The 23,453-nt window shown below is 31.7% G+C and carries 19 protein-coding genes; 1 reads left to right on the forward strand and 18 read right to left on the reverse strand.

The genetic code is table 11. The features are described from left to right. Positions 1-82: 82 nt before the first annotated feature. From ACWJJ2_RS11150 to ACWJJ2_RS11185, 8 genes are all read right to left on the reverse strand, one after another. Entirely contained in the window at positions 83-973 is an 891-nt protein-coding gene (locus ACWJJ2_RS11150; RefSeq protein ID WP_462953262.1) for an alpha-amylase family glycosyl hydrolase, read from the reverse strand. A 630-nt stretch (positions 974-1,603) separates the two neighbouring features. Further along, the gene (locus ACWJJ2_RS11155; RefSeq protein WP_220287702.1) at positions 1,604-2,497 is read right to left on the reverse strand and encodes a metallophosphoesterase; all 894 of its coding nucleotides are present in this window, start codon (positions 2,495-2,497) and stop codon (positions 1,604-1,606) included. A gap of 450 nt (positions 2,498-2,947) precedes the next feature. After that, positions 2,948-4,045: a sensor histidine kinase gene (locus ACWJJ2_RS11160; RefSeq protein ID WP_258280583.1), complete on the reverse strand. Its 1,098-nt coding sequence runs from the start codon at positions 4,043-4,045 to the stop codon at positions 2,948-2,950. Next, positions 4,035-4,730 carry a response regulator transcription factor gene (locus ACWJJ2_RS11165; RefSeq protein ID WP_216302269.1) on the reverse strand — a complete coding sequence of 232 codons (696 nt, stop codon included), beginning with the start codon at positions 4,728-4,730 and terminating at the stop codon, positions 4,035-4,037. The genes ACWJJ2_RS11160 and ACWJJ2_RS11165 overlap by 11 nt, the downstream gene beginning before the upstream one ends. 74 nt (positions 4,731-4,804) lie before the next feature. Next, positions 4,805-5,167, reverse strand: coding sequence for a hypothetical protein (locus tag ACWJJ2_RS11170; protein WP_258280584.1), 363 nt, complete (start codon positions 5,165-5,167; stop codon positions 4,805-4,807). A 2-nt stretch (positions 5,168-5,169) separates the two neighbouring features. Further along, positions 5,170-6,747, reverse strand: a complete 1,578-nt coding sequence (locus ACWJJ2_RS11175; RefSeq protein WP_258280585.1) for a serine hydrolase domain-containing protein — start codon at positions 6,745-6,747, stop codon at positions 5,170-5,172. A 185-nt stretch (positions 6,748-6,932) separates the two neighbouring features. Further along, a complete protein-coding gene (gene ltrA, locus ACWJJ2_RS11180; RefSeq protein WP_462952630.1) occupies positions 6,933-8,342 on the reverse strand; it encodes a group II intron reverse transcriptase/maturase in 1,410 nt (469 codons plus the stop codon). 665 nt (positions 8,343-9,007) lie between these two features. After that, positions 9,008-9,808: an EFR1 family ferrodoxin gene (locus ACWJJ2_RS11185; RefSeq protein WP_462953263.1), complete on the reverse strand. Its 801-nt coding sequence runs from the start codon at positions 9,806-9,808 to the stop codon at positions 9,008-9,010. A 158-nt stretch (positions 9,809-9,966) separates the two neighbouring features. Between ACWJJ2_RS11185 and ACWJJ2_RS11190 the strand changes: the two genes are divergently transcribed. Continuing rightward, entirely contained in the window at positions 9,967-10,545 is a 579-nt protein-coding gene (locus ACWJJ2_RS11190) for a TetR/AcrR family transcriptional regulator (protein WP_462953264.1), read from the forward strand. 238 nt (positions 10,546-10,783) lie between these two features. On the opposite strand, the gene ACWJJ2_RS11195 is transcribed toward ACWJJ2_RS11190, so the two are convergent. From ACWJJ2_RS11195 to ACWJJ2_RS11240, 10 genes are all read right to left on the reverse strand, one after another. Further along, a complete protein-coding gene (locus ACWJJ2_RS11195; RefSeq protein WP_220287710.1) occupies positions 10,784-11,725 on the reverse strand; it encodes a tRNA dihydrouridine synthase in 942 nt (313 codons plus the stop codon). Positions 11,726-11,888: 163 nt separating this feature from the next. Continuing rightward, positions 11,889-12,656: an ABC transporter ATP-binding protein gene (locus tag ACWJJ2_RS11200; protein WP_462953265.1), complete on the reverse strand. Its 768-nt coding sequence runs from the start codon at positions 12,654-12,656 to the stop codon at positions 11,889-11,891. 81 nt (positions 12,657-12,737) lie between these two features. Then, entirely contained in the window at positions 12,738-15,092 is a 2,355-nt protein-coding gene (locus ACWJJ2_RS11205) for an FtsX-like permease family protein (protein ID WP_462953266.1), read from the reverse strand. 18 nt (positions 15,093-15,110) lie between these two features. Further along, positions 15,111-16,460, reverse strand: a complete 1,350-nt coding sequence (locus ACWJJ2_RS11210; protein WP_220287716.1) for an MFS transporter — start codon at positions 16,458-16,460, stop codon at positions 15,111-15,113. Beyond that, the gene (locus ACWJJ2_RS11215) at positions 16,453-17,100 is read right to left on the reverse strand and encodes a TetR/AcrR family transcriptional regulator (RefSeq protein WP_220287718.1); all 648 of its coding nucleotides are present in this window, start codon (positions 17,098-17,100) and stop codon (positions 16,453-16,455) included. Before ACWJJ2_RS11215 ends, ACWJJ2_RS11210 begins: the two co-directional genes overlap by 8 nt. 496 nt (positions 17,101-17,596) lie before the next feature. Further along, positions 17,597-18,466 (reverse strand): DUF1002 domain-containing protein, encoded by an 870-nt coding sequence (locus ACWJJ2_RS11220; RefSeq protein ID WP_216302271.1) that lies wholly within the window; start codon positions 18,464-18,466, stop codon positions 17,597-17,599. 252 nt (positions 18,467-18,718) lie between these two features. Next, entirely contained in the window at positions 18,719-19,690 is a 972-nt protein-coding gene (locus ACWJJ2_RS11225) for an alpha/beta fold hydrolase (protein ID WP_216302272.1), read from the reverse strand. Then, entirely contained in the window at positions 19,683-21,605 is a 1,923-nt protein-coding gene (locus tag ACWJJ2_RS11230; protein ID WP_216302273.1) for an FtsX-like permease family protein, read from the reverse strand. The genes ACWJJ2_RS11225 and ACWJJ2_RS11230 overlap by 8 nt, the downstream gene beginning before the upstream one ends. Continuing rightward, entirely contained in the window at positions 21,592-22,356 is a 765-nt protein-coding gene (locus tag ACWJJ2_RS11235; protein ID WP_216302274.1) for an ABC transporter ATP-binding protein, read from the reverse strand. The genes ACWJJ2_RS11230 and ACWJJ2_RS11235 overlap by 14 nt, the downstream gene beginning before the upstream one ends. 72 nt (positions 22,357-22,428) lie before the next feature. Continuing rightward, positions 22,429-23,436 carry an ATP-binding protein gene (locus ACWJJ2_RS11240; protein WP_216302275.1) on the reverse strand — a complete coding sequence of 336 codons (1,008 nt, stop codon included), beginning with the start codon at positions 23,434-23,436 and terminating at the stop codon, positions 22,429-22,431. Positions 23,437-23,453 lie beyond the last annotated feature (17 nt).

A 23,453-nucleotide genomic window follows, 5' to 3' on the forward strand; every position in this document is an offset into this window, starting at 1 on the left:
AGTCCCTTTTTTCTATTAATCATTTTTTACATACAAGTTTTTTAAAAGCAAGTCTAATTTCAAAAATAACCATAGCAGTCATTTATCTTGCCAAATTAATATTTTTAATATTTTCCATTTTCCATAAATCTGAATATGCCCTAATATAAAATAATACATTACTTTCTTTATGATTTTTTAATAGTAAACCCCATTTTGATGTTATCACATTATCATCCATGCTTTTAGTAAATCCCCAGCTTTCCTCGGTGTCATGGGACATTACATAAATAACCATCTTGCTCTGGTCAGTTGCATCACCATCAGTTAACACATTGATAAAAGGTGTATACTTGTTTAATAGTTCTTTACTGGATTCAATACATTCAGCATAGTTGAACATATCTTTAAATTCACCAAATACCCTTGTCCAAAAGTAACTTCCTTCACTTTCTAATGCAAAATGCTTACCCATGTCGATTCTGAACCCACCCACTCCACAATTCTTTAGTTCTTTTAAAAAATTTATATAAATTTTTTGTAATTCTACATCATTGTAATTGAGCATTGGTAATCCAAAAGCACCATTAACAATTGCATTTCTATTGCCATAATCCACTGTATTTTTTGCGTTAGTCCAAAATTTGGGGTTATCTAGTAGGTTTTGATCTACGGTTTGACTTGGTATTAGCTTTCCACTCTCATCACCCGCTAAATGTCGTAACACTACGTCAACGATGATTTTAATTCCTATTTTATTAGCTTTATAACATAATTCTGTTAAATCCTCCTTTGTTCCACTTCTATTACCTATTTTAAATGATAGCGGTTGATAGTATGTCCACCATTCATCTCCTTTTTTGCAAGGTTGCACGGGAGTAACCTGTATGGATGTATAGCCACACTCTTTTACTTTATCTAAAATTCTAGTTATATCTGAGATTTTCCATTGAAAACAGTGCAATATTATTTCTCTCATATTATGTCCTTTCATTAATCATTTATTTTATAATGTATTTAAACATTTACTTACTTCCAACCATTTAACCCATTTTCAGCTTAAATCATCACCTTCGTAATTATCATCTCGATCAAGCTGCAACATTAATTAAATTATTACTATTACAATCAGATAATTTTTACAGGAAATAAATTCAACATAATGTAGTTCCTATAGATAATGATGTACTTAATTAACATTAAATATACATAGAATAATTTTTCAAAAAATATCCCCTTCTGATAAGGAATACGATATTTTAAGACTTGAATAGCCTAGCCATTAACAAATTCCCTTTAGCGATAGTTTATACAGACAATTTTTTAGAAATACAAATAGTGTTACTGTTATACAATTTAGGTGGAATGAAGTTTCGAGAGAAGATTTCTTCGACTTATGGAAATGCTTTTTAAAAACTGATAATATGTACCTTTTATTTGTTAAATTTAAAGCCACTGGCAGATTTGTATATAAGACTTTATCTGAGAGAAATATTAAAAAATTAGTTGAGTACGTTGACAATAGCCCTGGGGAAGATAAGACTAAAAACCTTAATACCCGAAATTAAACCATAAGAGGACCCTCACTAATTAGTGAGGGTCCTGCAAGTTACTTAGATTATCTCTAAGCGTCAAAGTAATCCTTTAATTTTCTTGGTCCTGCAAGTACTTCGCTGTCTACGAATAAAGTTCCGTCCTTCTTTGTGTTAACATACCACTTTACAAGTTTGATATTACCAAAATCAATTTCCATTGCTGTTATGCATCGAGGATGAACACAGCTTCCATCATTGAAATATGGAGGATCACCTACTTCAGGAAACATAGGCCTATGTGTATGTCCTGCGACCATCATCTGTTTTTCTTTTATTACCCATTCAATAAGCTTTTTTTCTACTACTTGTTTCTTATGATAATTCTGTGCTGTTCTAGTTGGATCATTTACTCCAAAGAAGTTAAGAGGTCTCCATAAATACCTTACTAAAAATCTGGTCAATCTCCACATTTTATCATTTGGACAGTCCACTTGATGCCCGTGTATTAGAAAGATTTTGTCATTAGTAACTTTATGCCTCAATACTATCCCCTCATGGAGCCTAATATTATCGAATAAAGGAATATACCTTTTCTTGAGTTCATCAAAATATTTATATAAATTATTTTTTACAAATTTATCGTTTCTTTTTACTATATCATGGTTTCCAAAAATAAAATTAAGCCTATCTTCATTATAAAATTTAGATAGCAACCAGAAAACATCGCTATGTACCCTCTTAATGTCAGAAAGTCTTTTATTCTCCCAAAGTTCATCTCCATCACCAATCTCTATATAAGTATAGTGTTCGTCATAGTAATGAGTTAAGGCCGCAAAATAAATATTTTGATTCTTCGAAAAATTATCTGACCAGTTTCCATCACCTCTATGGCAATCACTCATTAAAACAATCTTGGAGGAATCGTCAAAAATAATTTCCTCCGATGACTCAAAAACTTTAGATAAATGCTTTAATGTATTCATCTTTTCCCCCTCTAAGCCACAAAATTCTTTTTATAATTAAATATATTACAAAATTTACTCATAAAGAACACTTAGAGGCCCGTAAAAAAGGATATCGATGCTTTAGAAACAACTGTCAAGGAATTAATATTAACCTATCTTGAAGAAGTTATTATATTAGGTTCGTTACCTCATATAATATTTTTAAAAAAATAAGAGCCTTGGAAAAAGTCCAAGGCTCCCCTAAGGTGATTAACTGCTGCGTAGTATCCATTTATCATTAAATTACAATACTTTATTATTAATAAAGTTAATGGAGATAAACCTAACATAGAGACTAACCATATTAAAATTATGCATTTAATTCTATTGTTTAATCCTTTAAATTTAAGGCATAACTTCTTATAAAAAAATAATATATAGTAAAACAAGAACTAGGTTAAAAAAGGTATTAGTTACTATTTTCTGTTCCTATTGATCAAGTGGTAATTTTGTTTTAAATTCTGTTTTTTCCTTAGAGCTTGCAACCTCTATATTACCATTATGTAATTCTACTATTGTCTTTACAATTGCAAGCCCAAGTCCAGTTCCATCTTTTTTATTACAAGATCTTTGTACCCTATATAACCTTTGGAATAAATTCTTCAAATTCTCTTCTTCTATTATATCTCCATAATTTACAAAGCTAACTACAGCCATATTATTTTCTTTCCCTATATTTATATCTAAATATTTCCCCTTACTACCATACTTAATTGCATTAGATATTATATTTTCAAAGGCTCTAACTAATAAAATAGCATCTCCATCTATTATTAAACCTGCATCTTTTGAAGATATTCTATATTCCATACCACTATTTTCAAAAGCCGGTATAAAACCAATGGTAACTTGTTCTATTAATTGGTGTAAATATATATTAGATTTATTTAAATTTACATCTCCATTACATATCTTTGTAAACTCAAAAAGTTGTTCCACTGAACTCTTTAATTCCTTTGATTTACTTAATGAAACTTCGCAATAATGATGCAACTCATTATCATTTTTATAATTTTTCTTTTCAATCAACTGTAAAAATCCAATAACAGAAGTAAGCGGAGTCCTTAAATCATGAGATAAATTTGTAATCAGGTTATTCTTCTGCTTTTCCCACTGTCTTTCTTTTTTCATTAGTTCTTTTATGCTATATGCCATTTTATTAACATCTGAAGCTAATGTTCCCAGCTCATCCTTTGTTCTGATAGGTATATTTATATCTATATTTCCATTAGCTACTATCTTTAAATTTTGTGATATTTCTTCTATATAATCAGTGATTTTATTCATTTTTTTGATAAATATTAAGCACATCAGCACTATAAAAATCACAAACACTCCTATACTAATCCCCAGCATAACTGAACTATTTGTATTATAATCATTAATAAATTTCATATAGAGACTTTGGCAAAAAATATGTAGCCACATAATTACTAAAAAAACTCCTACTAATGTTGATATTATAGACATTATCGTAGCTGTAAAAAAATTTAGGAGTATATTATATTTAATACTGTTATTCTTCAATTTTATATCCCACTCCCCACACCGTTTCTACTATTTTAGGTTCCTTGGGATTATCCTCTATCTTTTCTCTTAATCTCCATATATGAACCATAACAGTATTATTTCCTTCAAAATATTTTTCTTTCCAAATTTCTTTAAAGATATCCTCAGCATTAAATACTTTCCCACCGTTACTTGCCAATAGCAACAATATCTCATATTCTTTTGGAGTTAATTTTAACTCTGTACCAAATAAATTAACTTTATGATTTCTTTTGTTTATAGTAATCCCTTTTATTTCAATAATATCTTCATCGTCAAACGGTTTGTGATTTTCATTAAGATATACATATCTTCTTATTTGAGCTTTCACTCTAGCAATAAGTTCCATTGGGTTAAATGGCTTTACCATATAATCATCTGCCCCTGTAGATAATCCTTGTATTTTGTCAATGTCTTGACCCTTTGCACTAACCATTATAATTGGAATATTATACTCTTTTCTAATCTTCATACAAACCTGCAACCCATCTATTCCTGGCATCATTATGTCCAAAATCACAAGATGAATCTTTTCTTCATTAATTATATCAAGTGCATCTACCCCATTTGTAGCTTTAAACACCTTATACCCATCATTTAGTAGGTATACTTCCATAAGTTCAATTATTTCTACTTCATCATCTACAATCAGTACATTAAACATAGCGCTTATTTCTCCCATCAAATACCTGTTTTTAATAAAATTGTACCATATTTCAAAATAATTGATGTTTCAGGTTATATTTTAAATCCTAAAAAATCAAAGTAATATATGAACCATATGAAAATAAAATTAACTATAGTTATGATTGTAAAATAAATTTTTTCTGCTTTTCTTCCTCTCTTTTTAACCCAATTATATATTAAAATAATTAATCCACAAATACTTAAAGCCGTTGATACTATTAGAAATCCTAAAAAAGTATAAAGTAACCATGCAAAGGTAAAATCATTAGTACTAATCATAGTCATTGCCATTATAGTTGCACCAAGCATTCCAACTACATTAAACGCACTAATAACTAAGTTTGCTGTTCTAATTAATTTTATGCCCCTACAACTTTTGCACCCTGTTTGTTTAAACCTCCTTTTTATAAACAAAACTATTGCTCAATTATATTAATAACGAACATAATCATAGCTATAGCAAATATAGCTATATTAAAATTTACTTCATCAAAAAAACTTATCTTTTCAAATGAATTATGGCTTACATCATTAAATGCATAAGTTACTTTACCACTGTCATTTATCTTAAATGCAAAATCTCCTCGTCCATCTTCCCTTGCAAATACTCCATCTTCCTTTTCAACAAGAGTTGTAGTGATTTTCTGTTTAGCAAGAGTATACTCCTTAAGAGTTAATGTACCGTCTTTATTAGCTATAATTCTCATATTCATAGAAGGGTCAAATAAAAAACCGATCTTCATAATGTTACTTTTTGATATCCCATCATAGTTTCTATATGTTCCTTCATATTTACTAAAATTTTTAATTGAATTTTTCTTTATTTCATTAAACTTATTATTGGTGGTAGGATAAAATTTATTTAAAAACTCTTCTTCAAAGTTAAATGGAAGTGAATTTACTGAATTGGTTGCAATATATAACCCTAAACCTTCCTTTGGCATTAAAAATAATGTAGTAGTACTACCTGATGGTAATGCACCCTCATGTTTTAATATTTCTTGTCCATTTCTATTGCTTCTTATAAATCCATAGCCCATTCCAGGTAAGCTGCTGTCATTTGAAAATTGCTTATCCTTCATTATTGTTGATGTTTTTTCATTTAAAATTTTCTTTCCTTGAAACTCTCCATTATTTAAGTGAGCTATCATAAAATTTTCCATATCTTTAACTGTTGCATTTATCCCTGAAGATCCGGAAGTATATTGATAAGCTAAAGGACTTTCATTATAGTCTCCGCCTATTCCTCCGTACCCATAACCCTTAGCTGTATTATTATTTTTTAATCTAACTAAGCTATTATTCATTTTTAATGGCTCTAATATATTTTTCTTTACATATTCTTCATAAGTAATACCAGATACCTTTTCTACAATATATCCTAGAAGGTTATACCCCTCGTTACAATATCTACTAACAGTGTTAGGCTCCCTTACCACCTTAGGAATATGGGTATCCATATAATATTCCTGTGATTGTATGGATTTTTCATCTAAAGTAGTGCCATTAAGTTCACTAGCTTCGTCAACTCCACTAGAATGAGTTAATAAATTACCGCAAGTCACTGGTTCCTTATAATTATTAATAACCTTGTAATGATTTATATACTCATTAATATTTTTTTTCAAATCTATTTTGCCTTCTTCATACAGTTGCATAATAGCTGTTGCAGTGAATAATTTACTCACTGATGCTGCTGGAAAAGTAGTCTTATCAGGATCTTCTGATATTTTCTTATCTATATCACTGTACCCATACCCTTTTTTAAATACTTCTTTTCCATCCTTTACAACAGCTATAGCTGCTCCTGCAATTGAATGCTTCTCCATATTCTTCTTGAAAAAATCATCTGTGAATCGCTGTAAATTTTGACTGTTATTCACCTCTAAATGTTTCTTCTCTATTTCCTTTCCAAAACTATTACTATGTAACCCTGAGCTTATCAACATAGTACTTAATAATATTATCATAATTTTTTTTGCTTTCATCTTCATAAATTCCAACTCCTTAATTATTCTATAGTTAGATTTTATATTAAAATAAATTTTTAATTTTAACGATTTTCTTACGAAAAACTAAAGTTTATATATAAAATCGAGTAGGAGCTAAATAATTAATTTATTTAGCGACCTCTCACACCACCGTGCATACCGTTCGGTACACGGCGGTTCAATAGAAATTAATGTTTTAATAAATATGTCTCAGATATAGAAACTAATCCTATATTTTTAAGGTATTTATTGGTCAATGTTTTGTTTAATATAGGGCTATTGGATGTTCTCCAATAGCCTTTCCTTGTATTTGCATATTGCAAAGCTTTATTGTTTGGTATTCCTAATTTAACAAGGTTCCCATATTTTGTTTTAATCTTTTTCCATTGTTTCCAAAAACACATTCTAATTCTTCGCCTTAACCATTCATCAAGTGTTTTAAGAATACTTTTAATGTCTGCAATAGCAAAATAATTTATCCATCCAACTATCACTTGCTTAAGTTTCATAAACCTATATTTCATGCTCATCGCATTACTTCTTGAAGTTAATTCTTTTAGCTTTGCTTTGAATTTGATTATAGGTTTTTGAGGAACTCTCATTCTGTATTCACCTTTTGCTCGGTAAAATGAAAATCCTAAAAATTTAAGTTTCCAAGGTCTATCTACTGTACTCTTTTCTTTATTCACTCTAAGCTTTAACTTTTCCTCAATAAATCTCGTAATACTCTTCATTACTCTATTTGCTGATTTCTCACTTTTGACGTATATATTCGCATCATCAGCATATCTACAAAAGTTTAGTCCTCGTTTTGTTAGTTCTACATCGAGTTCATGTAACATTACGTTACTTAATAATGGGGACAAAGGCCCGCCTTGAGGTGCTCCTTCTTCTGTATTCATAAATACCCCATTTATCATCACTCCACTTTGTAGATACTTTCGTATCAGAGAAATTACTCTACTATCTTTAATATCTTCCGATAGTATCCTTATTAATTTATCATGATTTATCGTATCAAAGTATTTAGAAAGGTCTATATTCACCGTCCATGTATGTCCAGCATTAATATATCCCCTACATTTTTCAACAGCTTGTTTTCCACTTCTTAAAGGTCTAAAACCGTAACTATTATCAGAAAATTTCTTTTCATATATTGGTATTAGAGTTTGTGATATCGCTTGTTGAATAACTCTATCTAATACAGTAGGTATTCCAAGTAGCCTAATTCCACCGTCAGGTTTTGGTATTTCTACCCTTCTTACGGCTAGAGGTCTATATCTACTTTCTAATAATGATTGCCTTAATTCTTGTCCATGCTCTTTTAGATAATGTAGAAGTTCATCTACTGTCAAACCATCAATCCCATGACTTCCTTTATTGGCTTTTACTCTTTTATATGCTTTATTCATATTATCTCTCGATAATATCTGCTCGAGTAAACCATTATCATATTCATTCACATCGTTTCTTCCTTCTTCTGACATAGAGGAAATACTATGCACTTCTACATTACCTTCGAGTTCCACTCTATTCTCTCGTAGAGAGCCTTCTTTATGAAGTTGTCTGCTTTTATCATATTTTCTCGTATCCTTCAAAATTCCAAACCTCCTATTGTTCAGTCCTTCCCACGCTAACGCGTTTTGCATGGTACTATGACGTCTGCTGACTTCTGATAGTTCAGCCATACATCACTGTATGGGTTGTTATTTCTAAATTCATATCCACAACTTACCTATCAGATCTCCCCGGGTAAGAACGCAATCTTTCACTCCATCTATCTGCTACATTTACACCACTTGTTTCGAATAGTTTTGGGCTTCGTTTTGTATTGCAAACTTACCCACAAGCATATGCCTTATATGTAGTTTCTGTTCGTCAGACCGGAGTTTGGCCGCCAACTTCCTTCAGATTCCATCTCACGATGGACACCCTTGTCTTAAGCTATGCACTTGGCACTATTAACCCGTGCTAGGGACTTTCACCCATTAGATTGCGCCCATGCCGGGCGCACAATATAAAACCGTACACTATTTCAGTGCACACTTTTGTTAATTAATGGAGTATTACAGACTACTATGTTTATGTTTTAAATTAAGGCATAAAAAAATCCTGAGCATCTCTGTTCAGGATTTATGGGAGCGAAGCACAACCTTTAAAATCCACTACATATTTCTATTAAAAACAACCCTATATTTCACTAATATTTTTTACATATAAAAATTATCCAGTTGCTCTTTTCGCCCCATCTCTCTTCATAAATCTACTCCTTTATTTCCTTAACTTTATTTAGCATAAGGTCTTCTGCTTTTATTTCCGGGTGCGAATAACGCTTTCTATTGTTATTCTTATTGGAGTATTCAATAGCTCTCACTGGACACCATTGAATACAATCCATACATTGTTCGCAGTTATTATTCCAAGTAGGAATATCATTTAACATTGTAATATTACCCATAGGACAAATGCTCTTACATATCTTACAATGTGTACAATTATTATTTACTTTAAATTCGCCATCTCTACTTTTCAGAGCTGCTAATCTTTCTAATGAATTTTTATTAAATAATTTAGCTAATATATTTGCTTTTATTATTGCTGTTCTTTCCCTTTTATCTATTATTGAAATAATCTTTACTATTTTTTTACCTTCTCCTTTGTATAGAAACTTACAAAGAAAATTTGGAAATCCACCATATTCCACAATCCAATTTCCAGGCATTCTTATTTTAAATTCAGCAGCTAGTTTTCCACCATTTTTATCTACTATCTCCCTAAGTTGTTGCAATGCCATCCCTCTAGAACCTGCAAAAGAAGCTACTCCAAAAACATATTGATTAGATTGGAACTTAAGTTTATTTAAAATTTCCTTCATTACATTTGGCATGTACAATTCATACACCGGAAATACAAACCCAATTCTTTCATAACTGCTATCTATTTCTATAGAGTTATTTAAAGCTAAAATATGCACAACCTCAGTATCCTTTAAATATTTACCAATATGCTTTGCTATAGCTAAACTATTTCCCGTTCCACTAAAGTAGTATATTACATTTTTCAATACATCCACCTCACTTAAAGTTTTGAAATACATATGTACATATTTCAAATTAACTATAACATTTAATTATTCCCAATTCAATAGTTTTGAAATATCAATCTTATATTTCAAAACTGTTATGATATAATTGAATAAAAACTTACGTATTGGAGGTCCAAATGAATAAATATGAGATTAGAACAAATAAAAAAAAGTTATCAATAGTAAATGCTGCTAATGGGTTGTTTAAAGAAAAAGGATTTGTAAATGTAAATGTCAAAGAAATCGCTTCCCAAGCCAATGTATCACAAGTTTCAATCTATAATTATTTTGGGAATAAAGATGCCTTAGTCGCTGAATGTGTTAATTCTCTTATGGGAGATGTATTAGAGGCCGCAAGAAAATTGCTTTATACCGATATGAACTTTAAAGAAAAAATACTTAAGGCTCTTTCTTTATGTTCTAATTACATAAGTAAATCTTTAAGTGAATATTTTACCCTGGAGGCTCTAAATGATAAAGTTCTAATTAAGCTTATTACAGAGAGTGTAAACAAAAATAAGTTTGAATTATTTAGGGATTATATTGAAGTAGGTAAAGATGATGGAACCATAGATAAGACAATTCCAACTGATACAATTATGAGATTTATAGAGATAATATCAATTGCCGAAAGTAATGTTAATTATAGTAAGGTTTCCGATAAATATATTCAAGATATGCAAACCCTAATGTTTTATGGAATAATAGGAAATTAAATACATAAGACTTTTTTTTAGATAACCTATAAAAATATAATATTTTCTTTCTGTGCTTCACTGATTTAACAGAACTTGCTGGCTTGCAATATTCTTTTTCTGGTAGATTAGCAATAAGAATGATTGAGATCTTATATCGTATTCATGATGAGTACGCTAAAAATGCACACCCCTAAGTTCAAAATCCGTAGCGGTGTGCATTTATTCCATTCTAACCTATAATTTAATGACTTTCAGCTCAATTTTCTAAAACATCCTGTTCTCTGAACAAGCTTGAAACAGCCTCATCGTAATCATATAATCTTTCTGATTTCTTAATCTTTTTTGCATACTTTACATTATCAGAAAACGCCGGAATCATATAAAACCATAATTCTTTCATTTTAAACAAGACATTCCTCTCTCCAAAGAGTATTCTTTTATAATCTTCATAAATTTTATCATGAAAGTCTTTCAGCAATTTTTTTTCAAGTTTAATATTATTTGTAATGTAGCTGTTCAGTCCAGGATTGGCTAATAATCCCCTGCCAAACATTAAAGTATCTACATTAGGGAAATCAGCTGAAAACTCCTTGTAATCTTTGATTGTAAAAATGTCACCATTATAGCAAACAGGATTTTTACTTAAATTCAAGGCTTCCTTAAAGATTTTCAGATTAGGCTTATTTTTATAAAAATCTTTTTGAATCCTTGGATGAATAATAAGCTCTTCTATAGGGTACTTGTTAAATATTTCAATTAAATCATAAAATTCTTCAGGTCGGTCTTTTCCTATCCTGGTTTTTAGTGAGATTTTTGTTATCGATTGAGAGAAAATTTCGTCTAAAAACACATCAAGTTCTTCTTTTTTTGAAAGAAATCCAGATCCTCTATTTTTTGAAACTACAGTTCTAGAGGGACATCCTAAATTTAAATTGATCTCATTATATCCTAACATCTTTATCTTCTTTGAAGTATGAATAAAATCTTTTGCATTATTGGTTAGTAATTGTGGAATCAAAACTAGTCCTTGGTTGTTTTCAGGCAAAATATCATTTAATTCCCGAGTTTTAAAACTTTCGCTTTGATTTGCAACAATAAAAGGTGAAAAGTATTTATCTATATTATTAAAAAAAGTGTTATGGGCATTTCTATAAATGTACCCAGTCAACCCTTCCATAGGTGCGAAATAAAAATTCATATATCAATAGCTCCTTTATTCAAATAGTTATCTTTCTTCTTTATCAGGAACTTTCTTTATGAATTATCTTAAGTCTTTCCTTACATACATTCTTAAGAACTTTTCATTTCGAACTTACCTAATAAATTTTCTATACGAACTTTATGTGAATGCCAATGAAAAATTAGAATCCATTTTCCACTAACCATTTCATAATGCTTTCTTCCCTTTCCTTAATATCGTCATGCTGCGTATCGTATTTACGCATTTTCTTCTGTGCAACTATATTTCCATCTACCATATACAATATTCTTTCGGTTTTTGCTGCCACCTTTACATCATGCGTAACGAGCATTATGGTTGTTCCTTTTTTATTTATCCCTGCAAGAATTGACATAATCTCTGCTGCCGAATTGGAATCTAATGCTCCGGTCGGTTCGTCTCCAAATATGATATCCGGATCATTTATAAGCGCTCTACAGATGCCGACTCTCTGCAGCTGTCCACCAGATGCCTGGATGATATTATTATCTGCAAGCTTTTCAATTCCTGTCATTTTAAGTAGCTTTTTTGCTTTTTGATTTACCATATTTTTATCCGCATCTTTTGATACAAAGGCAGGAAACATAACATTGTCAATCACTGACAGATTCTTTAAAAGATTAATATCCTGAAAGATAAATCCCATGTTATTAAGCCTAATCTTCGCCAGTTCTTCTTCTTTTAGTCCAACCATTTCACTGCCTTTAAATTTCACACTGCCAGAAGTAATTCTATCCATACCGCTTACATTATATAGCAGTGTTGACTTCCCACTTCCAGATGGCCCCATGACCGTAACGAATTCACCTTTTTCTATCGCAAAGTTTACATCCTTTAAGATATGAAGCTCATTGTCTTTCCATAACTCTACTTTTTTGTTCATACTTCTAGCTTCCAATATATTGCTCATATATATTCCTCCAATGTAAAATATTCAAATCAAAGTCTATATCCACAGTGACATCCCGGAATGCCTTATTTTTCAGCAGTTCTAACTTCTTAAAGTTACAGATAAATCATCTTCTACTGTTACCGTGCAACACACAGATATAGTAACTCCAACTACTAAAATCAACGCTAACGGACATAGCAGTAAGGTCTGCCATGCAACATTAACAAATTGAATTCTTGCAGCCCCCATTGGCGACATTGCCAAACTTACAAGAAACTCCCCTAAATAATCAGAAGCCAGCACTCCAAGTATGATTCCCAATATCAGTACCATCAAAGTTCCTGCCATATATTGATGTTTAACATTTTTAGAAGTTAATCCCACACACCGCATGATTGCAATCTGGGACATATCCTTTGACAATAACATCTTAATGAATAATGCAGTTATAAGTATAACAATTATTACTGCAATTGCGATTGAGCCTATAACAATTATGCTCATCTGATCAATGATATTTCCAAGAGTCTGCCCAGTATATTCTTTGATATCATTTACCTGCGCAGAATCATAGGTATTCTGATAGTAGTTCATTTTCTTTCTAATATCAACACCTTTAACCACATCCATGTTCACAATATACCAAAGAACGGCATCTTCATTTAAACCAAGACTGGTATCCGCTTTCGATGTTTTACCACCATTTGTAATATCTTGATAAATACCACATATTTTCATAGTCTTCTCTGCCTCGAAAGCCTTTACTACTATTTCATCTCCCACTTTCTTGTTTAATCCGTCTTTTGACGCATTTGCATAGGAAACTGAGATTTCCCCTTCACCCTTCGTTGCTCTCCCTTCCACATAATTTAATGGAAATACAGAAAAATCTCCGGTTTCAATATTAATATAGTCCCAGGAACCTTTCGCATTTTTGACCTGGTATGAACATGTTATGTAGGCCGCATACTTTTCAATATCCGAATCATTCTTCAACTCTTCCTGCAGCTTTTTAAAATCTTCTGTAATCGTATCTGTCTTTCGAAGATCGATTCTCATGTCGCATTTTCCTATTCCCATGTATGTGGAAAATGACCGTGAGTTCATGGTGTTATACATATTTAACGGAAGAATTACAATAACCGTACATACAGCAAAAATAAAAATCAGTAACCTGTATAATTTGAAACGCTTCCATACATCCCTAATTCCCATGTAAACATTGGTGCGCAGGAATTTGTTGCTAAGCAGTGGAAAACTGTATTTCCGGTTCTTTCCACGTTCCATGATGTCTGAACGCAATGCCTCCACCGCAGAAATCTTATCTATTTTTTTCAGCACTTTCTTGCAGTACATCACAATTATAGAATATACAAATAATGGAACTGTAAGAGATAGTACATATTTTAAGTTTCCTGATAAATCCGAAGATATATAAAGTCTCATTTTACCGTTAAACAGATTTACCACTACAAAGGAAAGCAGATAGCCTATTATACCGGCTACTACTGACATAACCCTGTATTTGATAAGATATACCTTCTTTATATCCTTTTTAGATATTCCCATCGCTTTCATAACACCAATTTCTCTTAAATCTTCATCAATAGTTGCCAGAAAGGTAAGTCTGATACAGCAGGTCGCTATAATAATCAGCAGAATACTGATAAGTATAATTACCATCGCAACTGCCGCATCTGACATAGCATTAAACACCATAAATATCTTTCCGACCACTGTCGGACCGTTTGCCGGAAGACCTGCAACCATATATGCAGTCAAAGCAGCCTGAGAATCCCCGTTTTCATTCAGTTTAAATTCAATAAGATATTCCACTTCCCCTGCCTGCTTTTCAATCATTTCATCATAGTCCGCCTGATTAATAACAAACCGCTTCGAAGACGTAAGGGAAGAGTTCATCTCATAATCTCTTGCATAATTTGAAATGACAAACTCTTTCAGGTATCCTTCACTTTTCACCGTAATCGGATCACCTATTTTCAAGTCATGTTTTTCCATGAAGTAGATGGGAACCGCCACTTCACCTGCCTTTACCTCCAGCTTTTCATTATCCAGATCCAATATAAAATCAAATTTCTTATTCTGTACAACAAATGAAATATCCTGTACCGTTCCAGCCATCGTTTTATTTTTGCCAAAATGGATATTCCCTCCATCAAAATCCAGAAGAACCATCGTCTCCTGCTTCGCTATATTCTCACGCTGCTCTTTCGTAAATTTATCGATTTCTGCCTGATCATATTTTCCGGAATGCATCTGAGTAATGTCAGCTGGGACTGCACGTTCCTGCAACTGGGACATCGACTGAATCAGATTTGCAATGATATTTGTTGCACTAGCTCCTAAAATAACTGCCATGGTTATAAACACAGATACTGTCACAGTTATGATTTTCTTCCTGCTGAAATCATTCTTTACAATTTTAAAAAACATTATTTTTTCTCCTTCTGACTATATATCTTTGCTTCGAAAGCTCTCATCATTAAATGATTGTTCTGCCTCCAAACTACCTTCTGCTTCTTTCTTGGAATCCATTCCACGGATAGTCTTTGATTTAGATACAATCAGTGCCGTAATTACAAGGCCTATTCCGGCAAGGATTAGTAAGAATCCGATTCCTCTTGTTTCACCAGTTCCTATGACTTTTCCAACAGTATCCGCCAGCACACCGCCTTCTACCAGTGCTGGATTAAATACATAATCTGCAAGAACACCTGCCAAAATATAAGCAATTACATATCCCAGCTGTGAAATCAAAGAAATAAGTCCCCATGCCCTACCCTGCTTATCATTATCAATGGATTTTCTTATGAGAACATCAATACTTGCAGTCGCATATGGTAGCGAAGCAAAGAATAAAAATCCAGAAATAATAATGACGGTCATGCTTGTCGTTGCACCAAATCCTGCCATAGTAATACCACTCGCAATAAAGCTTGCCACCATGACATTTACATATTTGCTCTTTAATATTCCACTACCAATCATGATACTGGACACCATCATACCGCAGGCAACTACTGTCTGCAGAATTCCAGTTGTTTTCTCACTGGCAAAGGATAGGATCATTGGTTTTGACAGGACCTGAATAAATCCCATATAAAACATTAAGACGGAAACAAGTATAATTAATAGCATGACTCCCTTAGCCTGGATAATAATCTGCCATCCTTCTTTTAAGTCCTTGAAAAAACTCATTTCTTTCTTAACCTGTGACTTTACCGCAAGAGATTTTCTTACGGTAAAGATTGCAACAACCGTTACAACAGAAGTCAGAATATCAATGGTAAGTATCACTTCCATACCGGAAGCTGCCAGAATTAAACCGCCAATAATCGGTGAAATCAAAAACTTGGAAGAGGATGCAATTGACACCATTCCACTTGCTTTTGCATAGTCATCCTCTGTCAGTAAATCCGTAATTGTTGCTTTATATGCCGGATCGAGCAATGCTACAAATGCTGAACTAAATCCCACACAAAGGCAGATTTGCCACACCTGAATATGCCCTTTGTTCATAAGCCCCAGCATAACAATCAGCCCAAACGCTGATACAATATCTCCCAGTATCATGAGCAGTCTTCTATCAAATCGGTCTGCAAGAACCCCCGCAGCCGGACTTAATAAAATCATCGGCAGAAGCGCCGCCATTTCCACCATTGAGACATCCACCGCTGAATGTGTCAGCTGCCACACATACACTCCAAGACCAAAGGCCGTCATTCCAGTACCGATATTAGATATCAGTTCCCCCAGCCAGATAATCAGAAATTTTCCGAAGGATTTTCCCGAATTATTCATTGCTGCCTCCATCTCCGCTACCAAACATCTGCATAACGTACATAAGACTTCCACTTTCGGCACCGAGCAGCCTTTCTACATTGAAAACAAACGCCTGTATGCGTGAAGCGCGCTCCGCGCTTGTCATTTTAACCATATCATCATCAAAAACGGTATTTGTATATGACATAACCATTTCCACGCATTCATACGGGAACGGCGTGCTGAACAGTCCCTGCTCAATGCCCTCGCAGATTATTCCCGTCAGTATCGGCGTAACACCGTTTAATATTACCTTTTGTATTTTCTGATGCATAAGCGCGTTCTGTGGCTTGTGAATGTGCTCCATAATTTCCTTGCCGCTTCCGCCACTTATGTTCAGTGCCATTACAACGCGCATAATGCGCTTGTTTACGGGCATGCTCTTGTCTGCGGCAATTTTCTGCGCCGCGCCTAAAATACGGACGTTATATCGCTCAATCAGCACGTCCATAATGCCCTCCTTCGACTTGAAGTGGTAATATAGTGTTCCCCGCGCAATTCCGACCTTTTCGATAATATCGTTTGTGCTTGTGCCGTCAAAGCCCTTCTGACAGAAAAGCTCATCCGCCGCGTCAAGTATTTCTTTCCTGCGTTCTTCAGCTTCTTTTACTATCCTCATTTGTACATCTCCTTACAACAGACTGACTGTCTGTCTATTAATAATATAATGTCATATTTGTTTTAAGTTGTCAAGAGAGCGTGCTAAATTTCCTTAAAAACCGTCTGCGAAGCACGGTGTCCATCAGGTCTATAGGTCTGTCAGTATCCTCCCCTCTTTTCAGCGATGTCAGCTTACGTAAATTCAAGATATTCTACGGTAGGGGTTTATTTTAGTATGCATTTATTTTAATTTACCCCAAAAACTTATGGTCAAATCATAAGTTTCGCCTTATATTTTCACCAAAAAACAACGAAAACCCCTGAATTCAAGGGTTTTCATTTGTACAAAATTGTTGTTTATGTATGGTGGAGGCGAAGCCTGATGGGTGTAATCCACTATATAAAGGTGCCTTCCTTAAATACAGAAGACATCTCTAATAACCAGTGAACCCCTGTTACCACTTTTCAAGTCTACCTTTTTATTATTAAACTTATACCTCCCACACTCATCTCATTTATGATTTTAAACTATCTGATACTCCCTTAAAGAAATTTCCAATAGAATCACATACACTTGAGAACCAACTTTTAGCCTTATCACTCTCTAATGTATTTTTCATTGTACTAGCTACACCCTCAAGCTGTCCTTTTACTTTGCTGTAATCCAAGTTTAATTTATTTACATTTTTCATTAATCCAACAATACCACTTACATCATCTTTAGACAGATTGTAATTGTAATTATTTGTTACATTATTTACTATTTTTGTTATACCTGCCTCATTCTTAGGTTTATCTTTTATAACTTCACTCTTTACTTCATTGATTAATCCCGCTGCTTTATCTTGTCCAATTTTTTCACCTAGTTTGCCTGTAACTGCGACCTCTTCATTAGCTGTTTTCTTTGTACTTTCATCTAATTTCTTACCGTCTTTACTATTTTCAAATCCCTTTAATATGCCAGTCATAGCTGCCGTACCGGATACAGTGAATGGTGCAGAAACTTTAACATTAGCATTCTCAATTCCTGCTGTAATTAGGGCATTCTTTATCATACTAGCATTTACCCAAGTTACATTATTTGTATTGACTACTAAACCACCAGTAGTTGTTGGCTCAATATAAGAACATGATATCGCCTTATTACCTAATTGAGCTCTAGATACTGTATCTCCCAGATATTTCTTCTCTTCACTAGCTGTAACTTCAACAACACTCGCACTATTCCTATCTACATCAAAATACTTTAGCATGTTTTCTTTCTGTTGATTCGTCAAATCATCCCCTATAGTAACACTCTTATATGAATCAGCATATACATTTTTTATAGGTGTTACAAACAAACTTACTGTTAACATTACACCTAAGACTAATTTCTTATTCATTTGACAAGACCTCCATATTCCACATTATTTAACTGTTGTGACTTAGATATATTATAACCTAAACTATACTAATTTGGTAAATGGATTTTTTTCCATTGAATTGTATGAACTATAGGTCCCTTTAATACTTGGAAATTTCTTCAACATATACTCCTTCATCACTTCTAATATTGGTTGGAGAATTAAATTTAATAATTTATAGTTCTATTGGTCCCTTTAAAATCCACTACTCCGCCTTTCTTTTTAATAATATTAATTATCATATTTGCCTAAAAACCCTCGAGTTTCTTTCCCAATTTCTTTTGATTTCGTATAGAAAATATAATGTCTTCCTTCTAGATCAGAATAACTAAATTTATTATACTCCTTAAATTCATCTAAATTTTTATTCATTATATTTGTATATTTATCATTAGGTATATCTTTCATAGATCTAATTGCAATAAATTTAAGTATTGGCAACTCCTTTGACATTTTAGTTTTATTCACTGTTCCACAATTCTTTAATATCATATTAATTTCATTTTTTATAGTTTTGTTAAATGTATTTTGAACTCCCATTTTTACTAAATCATTTTTATCCTCTTCTGAAAAACAAGCTTCATCTTTGTAAATATTATTATAATATATCCTATCAATACCTAAAAAATTTCCTACAGTAGCTTCCATATATAGCTTTTTACCCATGGGTAAATCAATTTTATCCGCTTCTTCTAGACATGCCTTAACTAATGTTGTATCCATCATAACTATTGCTTCAACTTCTTTTGGATAAACTTCTGCATAATACTGAGCATATATCCCTGATATAGAGTGAGGCATAAGTATATATGGTCCATCTATATTGGCCTCTTTCAATGCCGTTCTGGTTTCAGCAACAATATTTTCTACGCTACGTTCCTTTGAAGTTTCTTCACTAAATCCATAACCAAAAGGTTCTACAACCACTACTTTAAAGTCTTTTTTAAACTCTTTAATTAAAGGTTTAAAATCAATTGAAGGTGCAATACTTCCTAAACCTGGCATTAAAACAATTGTTTTCTTTCCTTCACCCTCAGAATATACGTGCATTTTTTTACCATCAACCTCAACTAATGTACCTAAAGGATTAACATCGTCTTTTTCTAGATATTTTCGAACTTGACCTACTATAGATATAATTATTAATAACGCTAATATGACAATAAGAATGTTTTTTAATATCTTTAGTATCTTTTTAATCATTATTATCGCCTTCCTCATAGACCATCTTCACATAATCATTACTTATGAAAAAATAGAATAAAATCATTGTTATTGAATATAAGCATAGCGCAATTATTAACTGAGTATTAAACGAAAAATTCATTATTTGTTCTAACATCTTAATTGCAATAATACTATGCAGTATTCCTACACTACCAGGTAAAATAAATGAAATTCCAACTTGTACATGCACAGATTTCTTTACTTCCGCTTTACTCATGCCTATTTTCTTCAGTGTTTTGTACTGCTCTTTATCCATGAAGGCATCCTTTAATATTTTAAAATAAATTGTACTAAAGGTTGAAAGTATAAATATTATAGACATTATTAGCCCTAAAAAATGAAATATTTCTATTGCATAATAATCCCATGTGTATTCGTTAATATGTGGATATACCTTCTCCTTTGGCATAACTTCCCTTATATTGGATATTAATTGATCTGCCTCTTTCTCTTTACTTATTTGAACGCAATTTAAAGATGTTTCATTAAAGCCTTCCTTAACCTTTTCATATTCATCATCTTCTAAAATATATATATTTTTTGTTCCTAATTTGTCTATAATCCCAGTAAAGGGTGCATCTTCTTGTTTTTTAATTACATACTCTCTATTTTTTATTTTAATTTCTTCTTTCAGAACATTTAATGGAGATGCTAATGTTGTTGCACTTATTATAAAAACAGCCTCGCATCCCTTAGGCTTAATGTTATCTGTTACTTTATAATTTAGAAACTCTAAGTTCTTTTTTAATGTTGAATAGCTTATTATTATTGCTTCATTTTTATAATCTACTTTTCTATGATAGTTTATATAATCAATCTTTCCTAAAATAAATTTATTTTCATTAATTCCAATTAACTCGTGATTAGATTCATTAATTATTCCCACTACTTTTTCTTTTGATTTTTCATCATTACTTTCATAGCTAAAACTATATGGAGATTGCTTAATAGCTTCTTTTTGTGCAACTTTCTCAAAGGATAAGCTTACTCCAAAGGCTGTTATAGCTGCTGCACATAACATTGCTGTCATAGCTAGATTACGATAATTCCCCTTTAGTCTAAAGTACATATTAGAAATACTTACTAACATAACATTCTTATATACCATGGTTTTATTTTTTATCATCTTATTAAAGACTATGGACATGAAACTTCCAAAGAAAAAGTATGTACCTATTGAAACACATAATAGCGCTGTCATAGATGAAAACAGCAAATCTAGCTCCCATCTTTTAATCATAACGCCAACTAAGTAACCAGCTAAAATTAATAGAACCCCTAAGATACCCTTAAAATATCTTAACTTTGGTAGTTCTTCTTTTTCCTTTGTAGCATTAATCATATCTATGAGTTTACTTTTCTTTACTACTCTATATTTTTTATAACCTAATATTGCAAAAATACATGAGAATACTAAGATTACTATAAAGACAGCATTTAATGAAATTTTGAAAGGTATTTCTACATTTAAAAATATGGATTTTGCGAGTAGCATAAAAAATAGTTTAGATAAGATTACTCCAAATATAAGTCCACTACATATAGATGTAGCTCCAAGTAATAAACTTTCTATTGCAAATACTTGTCCAATTTTTAATTGGGTAATTCCCATTAACATATATAAGGCAGTCTCCTTTTGCCTATTTAACAAGAAAAATTTATCTGCATTAAATATAAAATATACTACTGTACATACTAAAATAAATCCACATGAAAGACTTGCTACACTTGCTGCCTGAAATCTTTCACTAATTTCGATAAATGCCTCATTGTCTCCTATTGCTAAAAAGTTATAGAAAGTTGCAACAGATACAATTGTAATAAGTAAATAAAGTTTATATACCTTTATGTTATCCTTAAAAAGCATCAATGATAGTTTAAATGAGTTCATCACTAACTCCTCCCATCATAGCTATCATATTAAGAATCTTTTTAAACATCTCACTTTTATCTCCATTGCTATCTAATTCACCACTTATACTTCCATCCTTCAAAAACATCACTCTATCTGAATAGCTTGAAGCCCTAGGATCATGAGTTACCATTATAATCGTAGTATTACAACTTTTATTTATATTTACGAAGCATTCAAGAACTTCTATAGCTGATTTAGAATCTATTGCACCCGTTGGTTCATCTGCAAAAATCACCTTTGGAGATGTAATTAATGCTCTACAAATTGCTGCTCTTTGCTTTTGGCCCCCTGATAATTGATAAGGATATTTATCCAGATGCTTTTCTATGCCTAAGAGCTTTGTTAGTTTATTAATCTTTTCTAATATTATCTCTACCTTTTCATTGTTTAGTGTTAATGGCAATGCAATATTATCTCTTATTGTCATATTATCTAACAAATTAAAATCTTGAAAAACAAAACCTATTACGTCTCTCCTAAACCTAGCTAATTCATTTTCTTTTAGACTGTTAACATCTTTACCATCAATTAAAACCTCTCCTGAAGTTGCTTTGTCTATCGTTGACATGACATTTAAAAAGGTAGTTTTTCCTGAACCTGAAGGTCCCATTATACTAATAAATTCACCTTCATTAATTTCTAAATCTACTTCCTTTAATACTTTATGTTTATTAGTTAACCTTCCATATTCTTTAATTAACTTTGATACCGCTACAATTTTATTCATATTATCACCTCGTATCTATAGTATAATTTATATCTGACCACTCCTCCACCTATCAAGGTTACAAATCAGGTTCTAATGTGACATTGGTGTAACATTGTAGTAATCTGCTAACTTGTAAAAACTTAGAATAAATTCAGTGTACTCTGCCTCTTCACTTTCTACCTTCAAATCTATATTTAAATTATTACACATTTTTTTTGCATAATATAAACCAATACCAGTTGATTTAGTTCTTGACCTTCCATTTTTCCCAGTGAATCCTTTATTAAATATTCTTTTTATATCTTCTCTAGGAATACCAATCCCATTATCTTTAATATGTAAATAATAAGCCTTGCTATCCTCTTTACTGAAAATGTGTAATTGTCCATTTTCATTAGTATACTTACTACTATTATTAATAATTTGAGAAAGGATATAGTGAATCCATTTTCTATCACTTATTATATTAAACCCTTCAACCTCTAATATTATTTCAATATTTTTGTTTATGAAAAATCCTGCATTCTCTTTTATTGCCCTTCTAATTTCATCTCCTACTGCTACTTGATCACTTTTTACATCTAAATTATAATTATTTGCCCTTGTAACATATAGCACTTGATTTACACTAAACTCCATTTGTTTCATTTCAAATATTACCTTTTGCGACTCATCCTCTTCCAAGTCTTCTAATAATAGGTAAGTAACAGCAATATTAATTTTAATATCATGAACCCATTTTGTAATATAATCCTCAAAATCATTTATATTGTTTTTTAAACTTTCTTCCTTTTTTAGATGTTCTAGACCTTGTTTTTTTAAAATATTTGAAAATACATTTAAATGAAAATCAGTTGTTTTATTATCTAATTCCTCATTACACTTTAAAATATTACTGTATTTATTTTTTTCTTTTATAAATCCATAAGTAAAAGCTATAAATACTGTTAATAAAATAAGTATATCCATGTACATAATATCTTGAAAACTCTTATTTATAGTACTACTGCTATATAATATACAATTAATTATTATAAAAATTATTGTATTGCTTATTAACCATATTTTATTAATCTTCATATAATCAATTATCTTCATCTATCATTTCCCCCTTT

The organism is Clostridium sp. CM039, from assembly GCF_055081075.1.

Coding starts and splice junctions, on each gene's coding strand:
- ACWJJ2_RS11150 (WP_462953262.1), bottom strand. CDS start 973: ATGAAAGGACATAATATGAGAGAAATAATATTGCACTGTTTTCAATGG.
- ACWJJ2_RS11155 (WP_220287702.1), bottom strand. CDS start 2,497: ATGAATACATTAAAGCATTTATCTAAAGTTTTTGAGTCATCGGAGGAA.
- ACWJJ2_RS11165 (WP_216302269.1), bottom strand. CDS start 4,730: ATGTTTAATGTACTGATTGTAGATGATGAAGTAGAAATAATTGAACTT.
- ACWJJ2_RS11175 (WP_258280585.1), bottom strand. CDS start 6,747: ATGAAGATGAAAGCAAAAAAAATTATGATAATATTATTAAGTACTATG.
- ACWJJ2_RS11190 (WP_462953264.1), top strand. CDS start 9,967: ATGAATAAATATGAGATTAGAACAAATAAAAAAAAGTTATCAATAGTA.
- ACWJJ2_RS11195 (WP_220287710.1), bottom strand. CDS start 11,725: ATGAATTTTTATTTCGCACCTATGGAAGGGTTGACTGGGTACATTTAT.
- ACWJJ2_RS11200 (WP_462953265.1), bottom strand. CDS start 12,656: ATGAGCAATATATTGGAAGCTAGAAGTATGAACAAAAAAGTAGAGTTA.
- ACWJJ2_RS11205 (WP_462953266.1), bottom strand. CDS start 15,092: ATGTTTTTTAAAATTGTAAAGAATGATTTCAGCAGGAAGAAAATCATA.
- ACWJJ2_RS11210 (WP_220287716.1), bottom strand. CDS start 16,460: ATGAATAATTCGGGAAAATCCTTCGGAAAATTTCTGATTATCTGGCTG.
- ACWJJ2_RS11215 (WP_220287718.1), bottom strand. CDS start 17,100: ATGAGGATAGTAAAAGAAGCTGAAGAACGCAGGAAAGAAATACTTGAC.
- ACWJJ2_RS11220 (WP_216302271.1), bottom strand. CDS start 18,466: ATGAATAAGAAATTAGTCTTAGGTGTAATGTTAACAGTAAGTTTGTTT.
- ACWJJ2_RS11225 (WP_216302272.1), bottom strand. CDS start 19,690: ATGATTAAAAAGATACTAAAGATATTAAAAAACATTCTTATTGTCATA.
- ACWJJ2_RS11230 (WP_216302273.1), bottom strand. CDS start 21,605: ATGAACTCATTTAAACTATCATTGATGCTTTTTAAGGATAACATAAAG.
- ACWJJ2_RS11235 (WP_216302274.1), bottom strand. CDS start 22,356: ATGAATAAAATTGTAGCGGTATCAAAGTTAATTAAAGAATATGGAAGG.
- ACWJJ2_RS11240 (WP_216302275.1), bottom strand. CDS start 23,436: ATGAAGATAATTGATTATATGAAGATTAATAAAATATGGTTAATAAGC.